Here is an 18,566-nt window from a genome sequence, read left to right as displayed (position 1 = left end):
ATGGAAGGCATACGATGATCTCATCGACAGAAATTTACTACTGTCCTTGCTGCAAGCACGATACGCCACATATCGTTGTATTAGTTCGCAAAGAAAGCCCCTTTAAAAATGATAAGCATCAAAAGCGTAAAGAGTTTCTTTCAGGCTTGCTGCAAGGTATGTTGTTTGGTGCTTTTATGTCTTCGATGGATCAATTTTCTCGCCATATCATTTGTAGTGAATGTGGGAGAAAGTTTATTGAAGATTAATGTACGTTATGTAAATACCAGCCTAACGTATTATTAAGCTGGTATTTATCGAGCTATTTATTATTCAAACGAAATATCTTTTTTACTAAGCGAGAGTAGCGGCGCAATACATTTAGTAAATTCCTTTAATTGATGCTGTGGGATCTCCCCTACTTCCTGACTACTTCCATCAGTCATACTAAAGTTATCAACCTTTACTTGTCCTTTATTCACATCAAAGTTGATCTCAAGACGATAACTATCACTTGGTAATTTACTTGCACATTGGGTAATTGATTCCATTTTTACACCCGTTGTATGGGCATGACTGATCACTGGAGCGAATAAAAATAATAGAGCTAGATATTGTTTCATTTTGAATCCCTTTTTATAAAAAATACATGTTTACTTGGTATGTCAGCAGTACCGCTTGGACTCAATGTATGCCATTCGCACAACACTTTGCAATAATTATTTATTGTTTTTCGATAATTTTTTACCGAAAAGTACAGTAATGAATTTATCAGGATGCGTTTATTTTAAATAATTCAAAGGATTAAGATGAGCGAGTGATATGTGTGTCTTAGTGCTTTTTCTTTTGGCTGGTAAAACGTGTTCTTAGATTGAATTTATATATTCTGGGGACTGGTGAGGAATTTGGTGTTTATCAGTAGGAGTAGTGAAATTTGGTATTTTTTATAAAGTTTAAATTTAATAGTTAGGGACACAGTTTTAATAGTGCCCCACTGCTAGTTTCGCCCTAAAGTTTGTCTCAATACAGCTAATGCCTTACAGCTGGTAACTCACTATGCTATAAATCATCTAATGTTACTTTTAATCAAGGAACGAGCTATGAGCCGTAAACCAATTTCAGAAAAAGAACTACTGGATGGTATTACACCAAAAACAGTACATGCTGATGAACTCGCAACTACAAGTGAAAAAGATTGGGGCTCTTATTCTGAAAATACGGATAAAGCAGAAAGTGATTGTCTTGTTCAAAGAGACAATATTTTTCACAACACCAGAATGGAAAAAATGCTAAAAATGGCTGAACGCTTTAACAAAAATGGAAGTATTGATAAGGAAACTCTCATCAAAATTAAACTGCTCACTGAATCAAAAACACCATCAGAAAACGAGTACAAGATGGTTCTAAAGAGAATTGAAACCATATTCGATGCTGAACCAGGTACACCCGAAGGCGACGAACTTGAAAAACTAGTGACCTGGGTGGAAGCGTATGAAGAAAAGCACTTCCCATTTTAAGTCAGCTAGTCCTCTGTTGACTTATCTTTGCCCCATTGTATGTTGGCTCCGATGGCTGAAGTACATTGGCAACCTATTTTTACGATACATAGACTAATGGTTAGGCAAAAGACAAAAACCAGCTCCTTTTCTTTCTTCACTTTAGGTAGGCCGCGTATTTAGATAGTCCTGTCTAACGAATTCATAAATCGCAAAAAACTTTTGACGTCATCAAGCTCAAAATCTGATATGTATGGATACCCTAACTTGGACAAAACGCGCACATAACCATCGATAAAATAGACTAGAACGCTACACATAAACAGGTAGTTTATTTGGTTACGTTTGATCTCTTCAGTTGGGTGAGCTTTATGAGCAGTATTTACCTGCATTAATGAGTCGAAACCAGTGTGAGTATGGGAAGACCAAAACGAATATTTGTCACATACAAAAGTTGGGATACCTAGCTGCTTGCCTAACTCATACCAACCACAAGGTTTCCATTCGTTCTTTCTCGATGATTTGAAGCTATTAAGTCTAAGGCGCGAGGATAGCTCATCAATAATCTGTTGTTCTTCCCTAATTTTTGCTTCTAATTCTGGTGTTCCAGCGACAACTTTATTTTTTGCCCTGTTCTTATAACCAAGTAACGTATACCAATCAAGGCGGTCTTTATCTAGTTCATCACTAAAATAGTGGTAAGCAATAGTTACCAAGTTTTCATATGACACTCGTAAAAGTGCTATCACGCTTGAAGTGTCATAGTAAGTGCCCCCCTGTTCTACATGGTTTAGGTTTAGCTCGTTAGTCATCAGCATTTCAGTAGTATTGATATGCTTCAAAAGCTTAATAGCAGCAACATTCATGAAGTAATAGTTATCATCGGCTTCGTTGATAAACTCGAAGCCAGATTCAAAAATATTACACGCGGTTCGATAAAACAATGCATAATCATCACTGCCGACCATTAAGTATCTCCTTCTCTCTGGATCATATGCAGTTACGTACAATAGCTCCATGAAGAATGACCGTCAATCGCCGTAACTAATTGTTATGTAGATTCTTATTTATTTGGCTTTATTTTACAGCTTACGATCGCATTGTTAATTTTCTGCTATTTGAACGTTGGATTAATTTTATAGATCTCTCACTATTAAATTCCTTTATTAACTTGTGATACTTATTTTTGTGATTACCGAGGGTTAGTTGACTTATAATTGATCCAAAGTATGTTAGAAGCGTATGTCTATACCTCTATATATAAATCATCCACTTCATTATGAGTTACCTAGTGTGACACATGCTGAATAATGCCCGTCTTTATCTTTGACTGATAATTTAAATAAACGTTTTCGCCCTAATGATTTATCTTTTGAGATCATTAAATAATACGAACATACTCTTTACAGTCCCTGGATGAATTTTTTTAATAAAAGGCTACACACCTGTACAGTCCCTCTAACCCACTCTAAACCATTTCCCAAGAGAAATTGATGTTTTACAGCGCAAACGTGGTAAAATCCCTCCCCTTTTTATAAAGATCAAATTCAACAGCTAGGGTTGCACTACACTAAAAGGCAAATGTGAGCTTGCCAACGTGACCTGAGCTTGTGGCAACGACCACACTAACGACAAGAAAGTAACTGTAAGCAAATGAATTTAACCAAGATTAACGAATACCCAAAATACTGGGCAGAGTGTTATGGTACGGCACCTTTCCTACCAACAACTCGTAAAGAAATGGACGAGCTTGGCTGGGATAGCTGCGATATTATCATTGTTACTGGTGATGCTTATGTCGATCACCCAAGCTTTGGTATGGCTATAATTGGTCGTCTGCTTGAGTCTCAAGGCTTCCGTGTCGGTATTATTCCGCAGCCAAAATGGGACAACAAAGACGCCTTTATGGAGCTGGGTAAACCCAACCTATTCTTTGGTGTAACGGCTGGTAACATGGACTCCATGATCAACCGCTATACTGCCGACCGTAAATTACGTCACGATGATGCTTATACCCCTAACAATGAAGGTGGTAAGCGTCCTGACCGTGCTGTATTGGTCTACTCTCAACGCTGCCGTGAAGCTTACAAAGAAGCACCTATTGTATTAGGTGGTATCGAAGCAAGTTTACGCCGTTTAGCTCACTACGATTATTGGTCAGACAAAGTTCGTCGCTCAGTACTGATGGATGCTAAGGCCGATATTCTGCTGTTTGGTAATGCTGAACGTGCACTTGTTGAAGTAGCGCACCGCATTGCAAACGGCGAAAACGTCAAAGAGATGATCAATATTCCGGGCACTGCGGTAATGCTTAAAGAGCTACCAGAAGGCTTTAGCGAAATTGATTCAAGTCGCATTGAAAAACCAGGCCGCCCTATGGTGATGCCAAACCCATATGCGACAGAAGAGACGTGTGCCAATAACAAAGCAGAACAACAAGAGACTCCAGCTCAAGTTGTTACTGTGCAGCCATCTCGTCACGATTCAAAGCATACTGCGGTTCGTCTGCCTTCGTACGAAAAGCTACAAAATGACCGTATTTTATATGCGCACGCAAGCCGTGTAATGCATTTAGAGACGAACCCATATTCAGGCCGTGCATTAATTCAAAAACACGCAGACCGTGAGCTATGGGTAAACCGCTCCCCTACACCATTAACGACTGAAGAGATGGATTTTGTGTTTGGTCTGCCTTACGCACGTATTCCTCATCCTCGTTATGGCAAAGCAAAAATTCCTGCGTATGACATGATTAAAACATCAGTCAATATCATGCGTGGTTGCTTTGGTGGTTGTTCATTCTGTTCGATTACCGAGCACGAAGGTCGTATCATTCAAAACCGCTCAAAAGAATCAATCTTAAATGAGCTAGAAGAGATCCGAGATAAAGTACCGGGCTTTACAGGCACCATTTCAGACTTAGGTGGTCCAACCGCGAACATGTACCGTTTAGGCTGTTCTGATCCTAGGGCAGAAGCGAACTGTCGCCGCCCATCGTGTATCTTCCCTGAGATCTGTAAGAAGCTAAATACCGACCATAAACATACTATCGATCTTTATCGTCAGGCTCGTAACCTAAAAGGCATTAAGAAGATCTTAATTGCTTCTGGTGTTCGTTATGACCTTGCGGTGGAATCTCCAGAATATGTACGCGAATTGGTCACTCATCACGTTGGCGGTTACTTAAAGATCGCCCCAGAGCACACCGAGAAAGGTACGCTTGATCTGATGATGAAGCCAGGCATGGGTACTTACTATCGCTTTAAAGAGATGTTTGAGAAATACAGTAAAGAAGCAGGGAAAAAGCAGTACCTGATCCCTTACTTTATATCAGCACACCCCGGCTCAACTGATGACGATATGTTAAACCTTGCGCTGTGGCTAAAAGAAAATAACTTTGAATGCGATCAGGTTCAGAACTTCTACCCATCGCCAATGTGTAACGCTACAACCATGTATCACTCAGAGACCAACCCTCTGAAAAAAGTGAAATATAAAGGCCGAGATGATCTGTTTGTTGCCAAAGGTGAACGTCAGCGTCGTCTACATAAAGCCCTGCTTCGTTATCATGATCCAGCCAACTGGGCCCTGATCCGTCAGGCTTTGGTGAGCATGGGTAAGAAGCACTTAATTGGTAACCGACCTGGTTGTCTAGTTCCACCAGAAGGTGCTGAAGATAGCGTAACAACCTTGGCTCAAAAACGTGGTTCTGGTCGACATGCAGCTAAACGTTTTGCCACCAAACACCCTAATCAGCCAGATATTCGCAAAGATGGTAAGCGCGGAAATGGCGGTAATGGTGCTAACAACGGCAACGGCAACGGCAACGGCAACGGCAACGGCAACGGCAACGGCAACGGCAACGGCAACGGCAATAATAACCGCCCAGGTCAACGGGATAACCAAAACCGTAATGGCCGCCCAAATAATGGTAATAATAAGCCAGCGGGTAATCGCAACGGTAATAAACCAGCTCAAGGCCAAGGCCGCAATAAACCTGCTGGACAAAAACCGACCAGCAAATTTAGCGGTAAGCCAAAAAATAAACGATAGTATAAAACTCGTTACATAAATAAATTTATAGCGCTGAACAATTTCTTTTGTCAGCGCTATTTTTTTACATAACTTTTAAGCTTTTTACCCAATTTTCAGTAGAATAGCGATAACGCCAATCGATCCATGGGTTTATTAAAAAGGATTACTCACTCTATGGTAAAACGTACGTTATTACTGCTTTCTTTTGCGCCTTTGGCCATGCCAACTTATGCCGCTGACGAGCTATCTGCTTTTGATTCTTGCTTATTAGATGCGGTAAAAAACCAAAGTGGCAAACTGACTGTTGATACAATAAGAAAGCGTTGCCAAGAGAGTATTGAGCAAGCACCTGCACCAACAAATCTTGTTAGTAACCGTATTGAAAATGAGCGAGATACGGCATTTAACCCTTTTGTGATCACCCCTCACCGGATGAACTATATTCTTCCTGTAACTTATACCGATCATATTAATAGAGGTGCGTATGATAAAACCGATTGGGCTGGGCATCTAAAAAATACCGAAGCTAAATTCCAGATTAGCTTTAAAGTCCCGCTCAACTACGATGATATGTTTATTGATGGTGACGGTTTATTTTTCGCATTCACAATGAAATCTTACTGGCAGGTATATGCTGGGGATATCTCCCGCCCATTTAGAGAAACCAACTACCGTCCTGAGTTGTTCTATTTTGCTCCAACACCTTGGCAGCCACTAGGTGGTAAAACATGGATGACATTCGGTATTGAGCATCAATCTAATGGTCGAAGCCAAGTTTTGTCTCGTAGTTGGAACCGTATCTATACCAACTTCATTTATGAAAAAGACAACTTCGCACTGTCATTCCAACCTTGGTATCGCTTACCAGAAGATGATAAACGTTACCCAGGCGATCCTGAAGGAGATGATAACCCAGATATTGCTGATTACATGGGTCATTTTGAACTGACAACAGTCTATAAATGGGATGATTATGAGTTTAGCTTTTTGGGACGACAGAATTTTAGTACCCATAAAGGCTATGGCGAATTTGGTGTGACATTCCCACTATGGGGACGTTTACGTGGCTACGCTCAATATACGACGGGTTATGGCGATAGCATGATTGACTACAATATTAACCAAAATCGTATTGGTTTAGGTGTGGCTTTAACCGATTTATTGTAACAGTTCCATAGTCATAAGAGTGACAACGCCAAGAGTTAAAATACTCACAAGGCCAATAACAACTTTTTTCTGTCCATTAGCATCAAGGTACTTAATTGCAAAAATGGCCAAACCAATGAGCATTATGATTACGACGGCTTTAAACATACATCCCTCCTGGAAATTCTGTTTATATTCCTAAGTATATACCGAAGTGATGTTAAGAGGCAGGATTCAGAGCACGGTTCGAGATGATAGTTTCATCGTAGTAACACAGTAAAACAGCCGTAATAAGGCCAAATCGTAGAAATAGCGCAAAATAGCGCCAAACCGTGGCGCTATTTCTATTCAAGTTGGTAATACTTAGCGATTATTGCTCAAACATTTTAATATCTTTTAGCTGAGGGATCAGTTGTTGTAGCTGATTCTCTTCTTTAGCAAGCCCTTCAACTGAAGTACAAAGCTGGTTTGACTGAGCAGCCATTTCTTTACTGTGCTTTTGTACTTGCTCTGAAATATTGGTTTTTAACTCACTAAATTTGCTTTGCATTTCAGTTAAGTTAATTTCACCATTTTTCATTTCATTAGAGAGCGCTGAAAATAACCCAGCCATAGACTCAACACTCAATTGCTTCATCGCTTGTTCAAACTCGGTTTGCCACTGAGTATCCATGTTTTCAAACGTATTCGCAGGCATCACAAACTCACCCTTCTCATTATAGAATTTGGCTTTTGCTTGTTCACCATACTGCTTAATTAGGGTCTGAACTTTCGCAAATGATTCCTCAGAACCTAACGATTTAGACACTTGATCCATCACATCAGATGCGAGCGCCATTCCAGTATCGGCCATACCAGCCATTTGAGGGAGAAACTCTTGAACCCCATTACTGTAGGCGGCAACCGCTTGCTGCTGCATCGCATTTAAGTCTAATTTTTTGCCATCAATAAATACGTTGTTATTTTCATCAATGACAAGCTTAGGTTTACCCGCCACATAAACTGAGACTTTCCCGTCATTTACATGAATATCGTTAGGAACAGAAACAGGACAACTTTGCGCCCATACAGAACTTGAAGAGAGAAGAAGTCCTGCTAATACCACTTTTTTCATTACTATCTCTTATTGTTGTATTTTATGAATATTCAGCAATTAGACAGTGTTTTTCTGGTTTAATTCAACTCAAAATACCATCGAGTCTGGTATGCTTTTACATAGAACCGACTAAACAAACCCAATAAAGAAGAGGTAATAATGAAATTTACTACGTTATTATTTAGCTCACTAGTACTGATAACATCATTTGCGGCATCTGCTGATATTAAAATTTCTGGTGACGGTTTTGAGTTTAGTAAAGACTGTATAAAATTAAGTTCCGATAATATTTCGATCAAATCCGATGATTGTTACGATCATCCCGGCAATAAAGATAAAAATCACTCTAATCGCAGTATTCATGGTGATGATAACCCAGGCAAAGGCCACGACAAAGATCATCATAAACCAGTGAAAGAGCCTAGAGGAAAGAATAAATAATATAACTTAGCCTAACAGGTTGATTTCTTGCTTTCTTTTATTCAACATGTCGCAATGGTTTTAAAAATTAGGTGATTGGGTGGAAAAGGTCGCAATCTTTGTCGATGTACAAAATATTTATTACACAGTAAGAGAAAAATATCACTGTAACTTCGACTATAACGCTTTTTGGGCTGAAGTCTCCCAAGACCGTGAAATTGTAGCTGCATATGCATACGCCATCCATAAAGGTGACGAGAAGCAACGTCAGTTCCAGAATATTCTACGTGGCATCGGTTTTGATGTGAAATTAAAGCCGTTTATTCAACGCAGTGATGGCTCCGCAAAAGGCGACTGGGATGTGGGAATTACTCTTGATGTGATTGAACATGCACCCGATGTTGATAGAATCATTTTACTGTCTGGTGATGGTGATTTCGATCTGCTGGTCGATAAAGTACAAAGCAAGTACCAAACCAAAGTTGAAATATACGGTGTTCCGGGATTGACCGCAGCCTCTTTAATTAATGGTGCTGATTTCTTCCGAGAGATAGAACAGACCTTACTACTTGGCCGTTAATTTTCACAAACAACAGCCAATTTGGTATAAACAGCATGAAAAATGCCGATCCACTGAGTGAATCGGCATTTTTATATTCATTTACCTAAGTATAAACTTATACAGTATTAGTTTGCTTCAACCGCTTGATGGTGTTGATAAACTCGACGCATTTTAGTGATTGCGCCCCAAACCATTTTCACAGGAACTAACGCAAAGTATAGAGAAGCAATAATAACCATTGCCGGGTCAGCGTAAACGGCATAATCACCGTACTGAGTCATCGACAAGATCTGTGCAACAACGAATCCCATCAATACAGCCGCACTGATTACCGTATCCATCACCCACTGCTTAGATTCAGCTTCAACTAAGGCAGATTTTGTTTTCTTGTGTGCTTTTGCTAAATGCCAGTATGTTAAGTAACAACCGATCACGTTAACCACACCAAACACAACCGCAATACCTTCGTTTACATGACGACCACCAGCTAAAATAGCATCAATCGCAGAAACAAATGAAAGCAAACACATTACCATAATCACACTGCCTTTCAGTGCAATAACGGCTGGCTCTAACATGGCAACTTTCAATGAATTTCCTGAAACCTTAGGGCTTCGGATATACATAGATGCTGCAAGAGAAATAAGTGTAAGCGTTAAGCTAACTAAAGAATAAGCGCCATCGAATACGATAACTAATGATCCCATCCACAAGCCAAGGCCGATCCCCATTAAGGCGAAAATTAATGAAGAAACAGTGGATATTTGTAATAAGCGACGCTCATGATAAACATGACACGACATAAAACACCTCAATGACAATTTTTTCGTCGTTGTTATTAGTTTTTATTGAACACAAGTCATACTATCCCCTATTCTAACAATAAGATAATCACTGAGCGTCGTAAATCTCGTCGCTAACGGTAAAATAACGCTAACATTTGTATGGTTTATAAACAGCCCTTCAATCGCGTTATCATTTATGGAATACAGCGCATATGAAAATGAGCCAAATAGAGATGTTTATCTATGCGGTAAATACAGGTTCTATCGCAGAAGCGGCAAGAAAATTAGAAAAGAGCCGAACCACGGTAAGTGCAGCTCTAAGTGCTCTTGAAGATGACCTCGGCGTGCAATTATTAACCCGTAGTGGCAACCGCATTACTCCCACAGAAATGGGGCAAGCCATTGTTAATGACTGTGAGCGTATTACTCTCATCGCTAATGATATTATTGCCAAATGTGAGCAACATAGAGATGGCGTAGAGTCTATGTTACGTATCGTGCGTGATGACTCTTTACCCGAAGAGTTATGGCGTGACTTGATCCGGCAAATGAATACGCTTTTTCCTAAAACCAGTATCTCTATTTACATTTCACCAACCCCTGAAATTGTAAATATGGTCGAAGAAAATCTGGTGGATGTTGCGTATGGTTTATTGCCCTCTCATCAAGATAGTCCAAGATTGTATTATTCCGATCTTGGTCAAATTCGAATGATGTCGGTTGCCCATGCCGATCACCCGTTATGTAAATTGCAAAAAGTGACCAGCGGCGACTTAGAACGCTTTAAAGAAGTGGTTATTGCCTATATTGATGATGATGGATTACGAGCGGCAGCCTCACATTCTAGTAACTATTTGGGCTTAACCTTTTATGAGCACTTACGAGATGCTGTTTTAGATAAAGCTGGTTGGTCTTATGTTCCTGCTCTTTTGATTAAAGATTATCTTCGCCAAGGCACATTAAAGATGCTTAAACACAATCGAGCGATGAACTGGCAGTCTTATGGTGAGATAGTCGAAAGTGAATCTCGCCGAGGAGCCGTTGTGCAATGGTTATCAAATCAAATCGCAAACTATCTTCTTGATGTGTCTGACTAGCCTTTTCGTATTTTCACTGCAAGAAATGCAATAAATTTTAAGTGAATAGTCAATTTCTCTAAAACACTAACCATTTATTGCATTTCTATCTAACAAACATCACCTCTACCAGACAACCTTTCCAAGATAACTTCCTATTTGAAATTTAATAATATCGTTAAATCAATAACTAACCGTCATTATTTTGGCTAAAACTAGAAACCAAGACTAAGCTAGAAGAACACGATTATGCTTACTTAATGATTCTGAATTTTGTTTTATTAAAATAAATCAGGCTCATTTCTAAGTAAAAAATCATAAAAGATGTGATGTAGATCTAGTTTGAACAGCGTTTTTAATTCAACATGTATGCAAATTCAATCCATCACATTTTGTACCCGACTCACTAAAGAGTGAATAATGGCGTTCTGTTTTGCGATAAAAAACGCCTGTTTAACGAAATAACTTGGAAATTTCACGGTTACAAAAATAAGGAAAGTTAATCATGTTAAAGAAGCTAACGGCCGAGTTTATCGGTACATTTTGGCTAGTTCTAGGCGGTTGTGGTAGTGCGGTTCTTGCAGCGGCATTTCCTGATGTAGGTATTGGCCTATTAGGTGTTGCATTAGCATTTGGTCTAACTGTTGTAACTATGGCTTATGCCATTGGTCATATTTCTGGTTGTCACTTAAACCCAGCCGTTACTGTTGGCCTATGGACTGGCGGTCGTTTCCCAGCAGCTGAAGTTGTACCTTATATCCTGTCTCAAGTACTAGGTGCTATCGCGGCAGCATATACACTGTATTTTATCGCAAGCGGTCAACCTGGCTATGATCTTGCTGTAAATGGTCTTGCAGCTAATGGCTACGGTGCGCATTCACCAGGTCATTATGATTTAGCTTCTGGCTTTGTTATCGAAGTTATCATGAGCTTCATGTTCCTATTTGTGATTTTAGGTGTGACACACAAGCTAGCGTCACCACAAATGGCCGGTCTTGCTATCGGTCTAGCGCTAACACTTATCCACCTAATCAGCATCCCAGTAACTAATACATCTGTAAACCCTGCGCGTAGTACAGGTCCTGCTCTTGTTGTTGGTGATTGGGCTATTTCTCAGCTATGGCTATTCTGGGTTGCTCCTCTTATTGGTGCAGTTCTTGCGGGTATTGTTTACCGCTGGTTATGTCCAAACCAAGACTAACCTCTTAGGTTTTAGCCATAACTAAAAAACGAGCGCTTAATCTTAAGCGCTCGTTTTGTTTTTACTGGTTTTATTTTATCTATTATAAATTCCGTTATCTTAGCGGTGCTTTAACTGAGAAAGAATAGCCTGAACAGGATGCTTAAACTGAATCTTTTCAAATCGTTTTACTTGGCTTCGACATGAATATCCTGTTGCCAAACAACGATCAGTATCCAGTTTTTCGATATTAGGTTGCCAACTTAGCTGATAAACCTGCTTTGATATCTCCAATTTATCTTGTTCATGACCAAACGTCCCTGCCATGCCACAACATCCAACCGCTACCGATTCTAATCGTAAACCAAAATGAGCAAAGATTGTCCCCCACTCTTTTTCAGCATTTGGTAGCTTAGTTTTTTCCGTACAATGGGCAAATAGATACCAAGGTTGATTATCGATTAGCGTTGGCTTTTCTTGACGCTCAGCTAAAATTGTCAGTAACCATTCATGGGCCAATTTAACTTCAAAATCGCCACGCTTTTCTGCCAAAATTTCTTTATATTCATCGCGATAACATAAAACTAAAGCAGGATCGACCCCAACCATAGGAATATTTAGCTGCGCCAGTTGATTAAGAAACTCAGCCGTATTAGCCGCAGTTTGGCTAAATTGACGTAAAAAGCCTTTGATATGTTGTGCCTTACCATTGGGTTTAAAGGGCACTAACATAGGTTTTTTACCTAATTTCGCAATAAGTTCAACGAAGTCATACACCACGCCAGCTTCATAAAAACTGGTAAACGGGTCTTGCACAATAAGCACGTAATTTTGTCGCTCAGTCTCAGAGAGAGCTTGGAGCCAAGTTAAATCAAAGTGGGTTGCATGATGTCCATCTAAGCGCTCAGCTAATGTTGGCACCGATAAAAGCGGTGTATCAATATAGCCTAATGTTTTGGCAGTAAGCTTTTTCGACCAATTTGGCTTAATAAATCCATTCACTAAGCTCGGTGCTTTTGCCATAACAGGTAACATCGTTTCGATATGGGCCACCAAATAATCTTTGGCTGGACGCTGATAACGACTGTAGTAAATATGCATAAAGCGAGAGCGGAAGCTAGGAACATCCACTTTGATAGGGCATTGGCTAGCACACGCTTTACAAGCCAAACAGCCATTCATCGCTTCCATCACTTCATGAGAGAAATCATACTGATGACGTTGAGAGCCAAAGCTGTTTTTCCAGCGTTCAATGATCGCTTTTACTGATGGCTTTTGGCTTAGTAGCTCTTGTTCTAACTGCTCGGCAGAAATACCGTTTGCAGCCAATTGTCGCAACCATTCACGAACAAGCCCTGCCCGTCCTTTAGGTGAATGACGACGGTCGGAGCTAACTTTCATCGAAGGGCACATTGGCGAGCTGGTGTCATAATTAAAACAGAGCCCATTACCGTTACATTCCATCGCTTGTTTAAAGCTATCACGCGTGGTTATTGGAATTTGGCGATCAAATGTTCCCCTTTTTAGGCCATCAACTTGAACCAATGGCTCATCACACCCCAAAGGAGTACAAATCTTCCCTGGGTTCATACGATTATCAGGATCAAATGCCGCTTTAATCGTGCGTAACTGAGTAAACAATTCCGCACCAAAAAACTCAGGGCCATATTGAGAGCGAAATCCTTTACCATGTTCTCCCCACATTAAGCCGCCGTATTTTGCCACCAGCGCTACAACGTGATCTGATAGCTGCTTCATTAATAGCTCTTGAGCTGGATCGCACATATCTAAGGCTGGACGAACGTGCAGTACCCCTGCATCAACGTGACCAAACATGCCATATTGCAATTGATGGCTATCGAGCAGCTGACGAAACTCTGCAATGAAATCGGCCAGATGCTCCGGTGGCACACAGGTATCTTCGGCAAAAGCAATTGGCTTACGGCTTCCTTTCGTGGCACCAAGCAAACCTACCGCTTTTTTACGCATCGTATAAATACGGTTGATACTAGCCAGATCATCACAAATTTGATAACCAATAATACCGGCTTGGTTAGCGGCCATCAGTTGATCGAGCTTTTGGCATAGTAACTGAACTTGCTGACGATTGTCTTGCTCATTAGCACTTGCATACTCCACCATATTAATACCAAGCAGCTCTTTATTTGGCACATCCGTTAAAAGATCGCTCACGGTCGTCCAAACAATATCTTGCTTTGCCAGGTTTAACACTGTGGAATCAATAGTCTCAACCGAGAGTGCATTGGCTTCTACCATCATAGGAGCATGGCGTAGTGCGGCATCAAAACTGTCGTATTTAATATTCACCAACGTCCGTGCTTTTGGTATTGGTGTGATATTTAATTTCGCTTCAGCAATAAAAGCCAAAGATCCTTCAGCACCGCACAATAAACGGGTTAAATCAAACTGACTCAGATCGTCGTTATAAACATGTTTTAAATCATAACCAGTTAAAAAACGATTCAGTGGTGGAAATTTTGCCACAATGGCAGAGCGGTACTGAGCACAAATCTCAGCAGTAACCTGTACCCCTTGCTGAGCAAAAGAGAGCTCTGTTTCTACTGGCTCCTCACGTTCTTCAACCAATGGTGACTGATAGTGCGGTGGCGATTGCGGCGCAGTTTCAAGTATTGAACCATCAGCAAATACCGCCGTTAACCCTAATACATGATCAGATGTCTTTCCGTATTTTAGTGAACCTTGACCCGAAGCATCGGTATTAATCATTCCACCTATGGTTGCTCGATTACTGGTCGATAGATCCGGTGAGAAAAAGTAGCCCAAAGGACGCAATGCATCATTGAGCTGATCTTTGATCACTCCAGTTTGCACTCTGACATACTGTTGATCAATGTTGATCTCTAATATCTGATTTAGATGGCGAGAGAGATCCACCACGATCCCTGAGGTGAGCGACTGTCCATTGGTTCCCGTACCACCACCGCGCGGAGAAAATCGAATTGCTTGAAAATGGGGATCGGCAGCCACTTGTCCCAATAAAGACAGATCTTGAAGTGATTTAGGAAACACAACCGCTTGAGGCAATTGCTGATAAATACTGTTATCGGTTGAAACCGTTAATCGACTGGCATAAGAGGTTTCCACATCACCTGAAAACCCCATATTTTCTAATTGTGTTAGATAGGCTAGAACAGTAGGCTCTAGCGCTTCTTGCTGTGATAGTGCAGGTAACATTGCTCTCCTTGTACCAGTTACACTCGCATCCTGCGAAACTGGTTCCCTCTTTTGTCATTAAGTTATTTCACTTTACCTCACAATGAGATAGAAACAAACAGAGGAACTGAAGTTTATTGATTACTCTGCCTCTTCTCAATTTGCTTACTGTGCATGAGCCAATGGTGGGCATGTTTGACGATAAAACCACGAACTGCAACCTAATATCCACGTAATTAGAACCACAATAGTGATGCTTCTAATGGCAAGTACAATAAGAGAAACATTGGATAAATTAATCAACATATAGCCTGAATATAAAATCACACTACACCCAATTAAAAGACAAGTAATTAAGCCTAGTAGATAGCGTAGATTTAAACGTTGGTACTGACGAGGTACATAATCATTGATTAAAAATATCGTAAGCACACAACTAAAGAGATAAATATGATCAGGAGCTTGGGTTGTTCCAGCTATCAAGCCAAAAGCCACTGTGACATTAAGCCAGAACCATTTATTGGTCATACATCGAGTTAAGTTATGTTTATCTAAGTTAATCCATAGCGTAAAACCGGCAATCATAACGGAGCCAATAACCAAACTTGCCACAGTATCGCTGATAAAATGCACGCCATACCACACTCTTGCGACCGCTTGACTCAATGAAAATAGAACCACGATGCTCATAATTCCCAACCGCCATCGCATTAATTGAGCCGACGGATTATGAACCTTAATATAACGATAGGCTTGAATTCCAATAAAGCCCCAAAGAACCAGAGCCATTAATGTGTGGCCACTAGGAAAGCCATAACCGGATGCTGCAACTTTCTGTAAGGCAGGGATAATGTAAAAAGGTCGAGGGGATGCAATCGTTAATTTAATAATCGACGCTACCATAGTGACACTGAGCATTACGGTACTTAAACGCAAAAAGCTTACCGGTCCAAATGCAATTAAACATCCGAACAAGACCGTAAAAATAAAGCCATACTCTCCGGGTAAATTTGTTACTGTCATCCAAGAGCTAAAGAGTGTCTGTTGCCACGATGATAGCCCATCAACCCAGTGTTGAAACGTGAGCATTTGGGATAATTCCCATCGATGGAGCGGATTAACCTCTTGACTTAAATTGTGATAATAAGTCACCGCACTATTTGGGGTTTGTTGTAACCATTTTTTAAGCAATACAATATCATCGGGATAACGATAATTTTTACCGTCGACTTTAAATGGGTTAATCAAATAGACTTGTTTAACTTCTTTACCAAAATGAGCTGATGACCAAGATGCAACAGCGGTAAAACCACTTTTTGTTTTAAATTCGGTTACAGGAATCGGATCATTGGCAACACATGCATAGATTGCAGCTCGACCTCGATATTGTAGAAACTTATCAACATGAACATGTAACCCAGTTTCTTCTAACGCTTCTCGAATAGCCGTTTGTGGTGCATTATAACCACTGTCAATGTATCCGCCTGGTAAAGCTAATTTTTCCGTAATGACCTCAGAAATCATGACAACTTTATTATCATGGCGAATAACACATACAGCTCCCACAATTCCTTCTGGCACTTCTGATGTAGTAGATGAGGCCCAAGCCGATCCAATAGAACCAAAAGTAAGACTAACTAAAATGAAGAATAGAAGAAGTATCCGCTGACCAATAATGTTATGCACAATAACAAAGCCTTTATGATAAAAACGTCAATATACCCAGAGTAATCTCTCGTTGAAAAATCACCTGGGCATATGATACTGAGGAAAATCACAATAGATAGCATCCAAGTCTCATAATGCTATCAATATCAGAAATTCAGGCTTTTATTATTAAATTCCGCCCATTAAGGTGTATTTAACTTCCATATATTCATCAATACCTTGGCGTGCACCTTCTCGACCTAATCCCGATTCTTTGATCCCACCAAATGGCGCTACTTCAGTCGAGATTAAGCCTTCATTCACCCCAACCATGCCATACTCTAGCGCTTCACTCATGGTAAAAGCGCGACTTAACGACTGAGTATAAACATAAGCAGCAAGTCCAGAATCGGTATTATTAGCACGAGCAATCACCTCTTCTTCTGAGTCAAAGACAAACGCAGAAGCCAGTGGACCAAATGTTTCCTCCTGTGCTACTAACATATCATCATGTAAATCACGAATAATCGCCGGAGTCACAAAACAGTTATCCGAAGATTGAAGTGAACCCGTTACTAGTGACGCCCCTTTACTGATAGCATCTTGAATATGGCGCTCAACCTTCTCTGCTGCTGCACGATTAATTAGAGGGCCAATTGTAACCCCGGCATCCAATCCATTTCCCATTTTAAGCTGTTCAACTTTTGCTTCTAGCTTAGATAAAAACAGCTCGTAAATACCACGCTGAATATAAAGACGGTTAGCACACACGCAGGTTTGCCCCGCATTGCGATACTTGGCAATCATGTAACCTTCGATGGCTTTATCAAGGTCTGCATCATCAAAAACAATAAATGGCGCATTGCCACCTAGCTCAAGCGACACTTTCTTTACGGTATTAGACGCTTGTTGCATCAATAACTTACCAACTGGTGTCGAACCTGTGAATGAGATTTTTTTCACCAATTTATGAGAGGTTAATACCCCACCAATAGCCACAGCATCACCCGTAATTACACTAAAAAGCCCATCAGGAATCCCCGCTTGTTGCGCCAATTTAGCAAAAGCAAGCGCCGTAAATGGAGTATCAGGTGCAGGCTTTAATACGACAGCACATCCAGCAGCAAAGGCAGGCGCACACTTTCGAGTGATCATTGCGGCTGGAAAGTTCCAAGGCGTGATCGCACCAACAACGCCAATGGCCTGATGAGAAACTAAAATACGCGCATCACTTTTATGACTTGGTACTATTTCACCATAAGTGCGCTTTGCCTCTTCTGCGTACCATTCGATAAAACTGGCTGCATACTGAATTTCACCTTTTGCCTCAGCTAAAGGTTTTCCTTGCTCTAGCGTTAAAATCTGCGCAAGTTCATCAATATTGCTTAAAACTAATTCATACCAACGGCGTAAAATTTGACTACGCTCTTTTGCTAAGGTTTTCTTCCACTTTAAGTGAGTACTGTGAGCCATTTCTACAGCTTGTTCAGTTTCAGCACTGCCACAAAACGGAACTGAGCCAATAATCTCACCAGTAGCTGGATTGTTAATATCTGACAGACGTCCATCATTAGCACTGCGCCACTCGCCAGCAATAATGGTTTGTTTCTGTGCTAATAGATTAAGCAATTGACTCATAAAATACCCTCGAATAGTTCATACTGTTTTTATCATACAATTATACCATAAAAGAATAAAAACAATTTAAAAGATAGACCAACCGAGTATTTTATGAATATGTTTTTATTCGCTTGGCCTGTTTTAGAGATATTGAGGCAAGAATAAAAATAATTTCGGCTTTTTTTTGTTATCTACGTCGTAATTTTTATTATTCACAATAACGATAATTTATATTTCCAAATGGGATTTACCCTATTTTTTATTTATATGCCATTTTAAAATGGAAAAACACCTCATCGAATTTTGATTATTTTAAATAATACAAAAAC

Annotated in this window: 16 protein-coding genes; 8 read left to right on the top strand and 8 right to left on the bottom strand. The window is 40.3% G+C overall.

Features of this window, described 5'->3' with window-relative positions:
* The first annotated feature begins 14 nt into the window (after window positions 1-14).
* Complete coding sequence (locus CTN07_RS02970) at window positions 15-248, top strand: hypothetical protein (RefSeq protein ID WP_036763545.1); 234 nt, start codon at window positions 15-17, stop codon at window positions 246-248.
* 60 nt (window positions 249-308) lie between these two features.
* Here CTN07_RS02970 and CTN07_RS02965 read toward each other — a convergent pair whose 3' ends face one another.
* Entirely contained in the window at window positions 309-602 is a 294-nt protein-coding gene (locus tag CTN07_RS02965; protein ID WP_036763544.1) for a hypothetical protein, read from the bottom strand.
* A gap of 477 nt (window positions 603-1,079) precedes the next feature.
* Between CTN07_RS02965 and CTN07_RS23370 the strand changes: the two genes are divergently transcribed.
* The gene (locus CTN07_RS23370; RefSeq protein ID WP_232282458.1) at window positions 1,080-1,496 is read left to right on the top strand and encodes a hypothetical protein; all 417 of its coding nucleotides are present in this window, start codon (window positions 1,080-1,082) and stop codon (window positions 1,494-1,496) included.
* A 158-nt stretch (window positions 1,497-1,654) separates the two neighbouring features.
* Here the strand turns inward: CTN07_RS23370 and CTN07_RS02955 are convergent, their stop codons facing one another.
* Window positions 1,655-2,443, bottom strand: a complete 789-nt coding sequence (locus tag CTN07_RS02955) for a DUF5677 domain-containing protein (protein ID WP_005298644.1) — start codon at window positions 2,441-2,443, stop codon at window positions 1,655-1,657.
* 685 nt (window positions 2,444-3,128) lie between these two features.
* Between CTN07_RS02955 and CTN07_RS02950 the strand changes: the two genes are divergently transcribed.
* Entirely contained in the window at window positions 3,129-5,528 is a 2,400-nt protein-coding gene (locus tag CTN07_RS02950) for a YgiQ family radical SAM protein (protein ID WP_005298642.1), read from the top strand.
* A gap of 156 nt (window positions 5,529-5,684) precedes the next feature.
* On the top strand, window positions 5,685-6,677 hold the full coding sequence (locus tag CTN07_RS02945) for a phospholipase A (RefSeq protein ID WP_005298640.1): 993 nt from the start codon (window positions 5,685-5,687) through the stop codon (window positions 6,675-6,677).
* Here the strand turns inward: CTN07_RS02945 and CTN07_RS22735 are convergent.
* The gene (locus CTN07_RS22735) at window positions 6,669-6,824 is read right to left on the bottom strand and encodes a hypothetical protein (RefSeq protein WP_153274601.1); all 156 of its coding nucleotides are present in this window, start codon (window positions 6,822-6,824) and stop codon (window positions 6,669-6,671) included. The genes CTN07_RS02945 and CTN07_RS22735 overlap by 9 nt on opposite strands.
* 202 nt (window positions 6,825-7,026) lie before the next feature.
* Complete coding sequence (locus CTN07_RS02940) at window positions 7,027-7,770, bottom strand: YggN family protein (RefSeq protein ID WP_005298637.1); 744 nt, start codon at window positions 7,768-7,770, stop codon at window positions 7,027-7,029.
* Between the two features lie 141 nt (window positions 7,771-7,911).
* On the opposite strand from CTN07_RS02940, the gene CTN07_RS02935 reads away from it, so the two are divergent.
* Window positions 7,912-8,193, top strand: a complete 282-nt coding sequence (locus tag CTN07_RS02935; RefSeq protein ID WP_036763542.1) for a hypothetical protein — start codon at window positions 7,912-7,914, stop codon at window positions 8,191-8,193.
* Window positions 8,194-8,272: 79 nt separating this feature from the next.
* The gene (locus CTN07_RS02930) at window positions 8,273-8,752 is read left to right on the top strand and encodes a LabA-like NYN domain-containing protein (protein ID WP_036763541.1); all 480 of its coding nucleotides are present in this window, start codon (window positions 8,273-8,275) and stop codon (window positions 8,750-8,752) included.
* A gap of 107 nt (window positions 8,753-8,859) precedes the next feature.
* On the opposite strand, the gene CTN07_RS02925 is transcribed toward CTN07_RS02930, so the two are convergent.
* Window positions 8,860-9,537 (bottom strand): cation efflux transmembrane domain-containing protein, encoded by a 678-nt coding sequence (locus tag CTN07_RS02925; protein ID WP_036763538.1) that lies wholly within the window; start codon window positions 9,535-9,537, stop codon window positions 8,860-8,862.
* 194 nt (window positions 9,538-9,731) lie between these two features.
* On the opposite strand from CTN07_RS02925, the gene CTN07_RS02920 reads away from it, so the two are divergent.
* Together CTN07_RS02920 and aqpZ are read left to right on the top strand one after the other, a co-directional pair.
* Entirely contained in the window at window positions 9,732-10,616 is an 885-nt protein-coding gene (locus CTN07_RS02920) for a LysR family transcriptional regulator (protein ID WP_005298634.1), read from the top strand.
* Between the two features lie 484 nt (window positions 10,617-11,100).
* The gene (aqpZ, locus tag CTN07_RS02915; RefSeq protein WP_005298632.1) at window positions 11,101-11,796 is read left to right on the top strand and encodes an aquaporin Z; all 696 of its coding nucleotides are present in this window, start codon (window positions 11,101-11,103) and stop codon (window positions 11,794-11,796) included.
* Window positions 11,797-11,895: 99 nt separating this feature from the next.
* On the opposite strand, the gene ydiJ is transcribed toward aqpZ, so the two are convergent.
* The 3 genes from ydiJ to CTN07_RS02900 form a co-directional block, all read right to left on the bottom strand.
* On the bottom strand, window positions 11,896-14,991 hold the full coding sequence (gene ydiJ, locus CTN07_RS02910; RefSeq protein ID WP_005298630.1) for a D-2-hydroxyglutarate dehydrogenase YdiJ: 3,096 nt from the start codon (window positions 14,989-14,991) through the stop codon (window positions 11,896-11,898).
* Window positions 14,992-15,135: 144 nt separating this feature from the next.
* A complete protein-coding gene (locus CTN07_RS02905; protein WP_005298626.1) occupies window positions 15,136-16,656 on the bottom strand; it encodes a bifunctional NUDIX hydrolase/phosphatase PAP2 family protein in 1,521 nt (506 codons plus the stop codon).
* A 150-nt stretch (window positions 16,657-16,806) separates the two neighbouring features.
* The gene (locus CTN07_RS02900; protein ID WP_005298625.1) at window positions 16,807-18,255 is read right to left on the bottom strand and encodes an NAD-dependent succinate-semialdehyde dehydrogenase; all 1,449 of its coding nucleotides are present in this window, start codon (window positions 18,253-18,255) and stop codon (window positions 16,807-16,809) included.
* Window positions 18,256-18,566: the final 311 nt, after the last annotated feature.

It is taken from the genome of Photobacterium damselae (assembly GCF_003026815.1).
Classification (GTDB): Bacteria; Pseudomonadota; Gammaproteobacteria; order Enterobacterales; family Vibrionaceae; genus Photobacterium; species Photobacterium damselae.
Note: the sequence above shows the minus strand (reverse complement) of the source record. Positions and strands in the feature narration are given on the sequence as shown.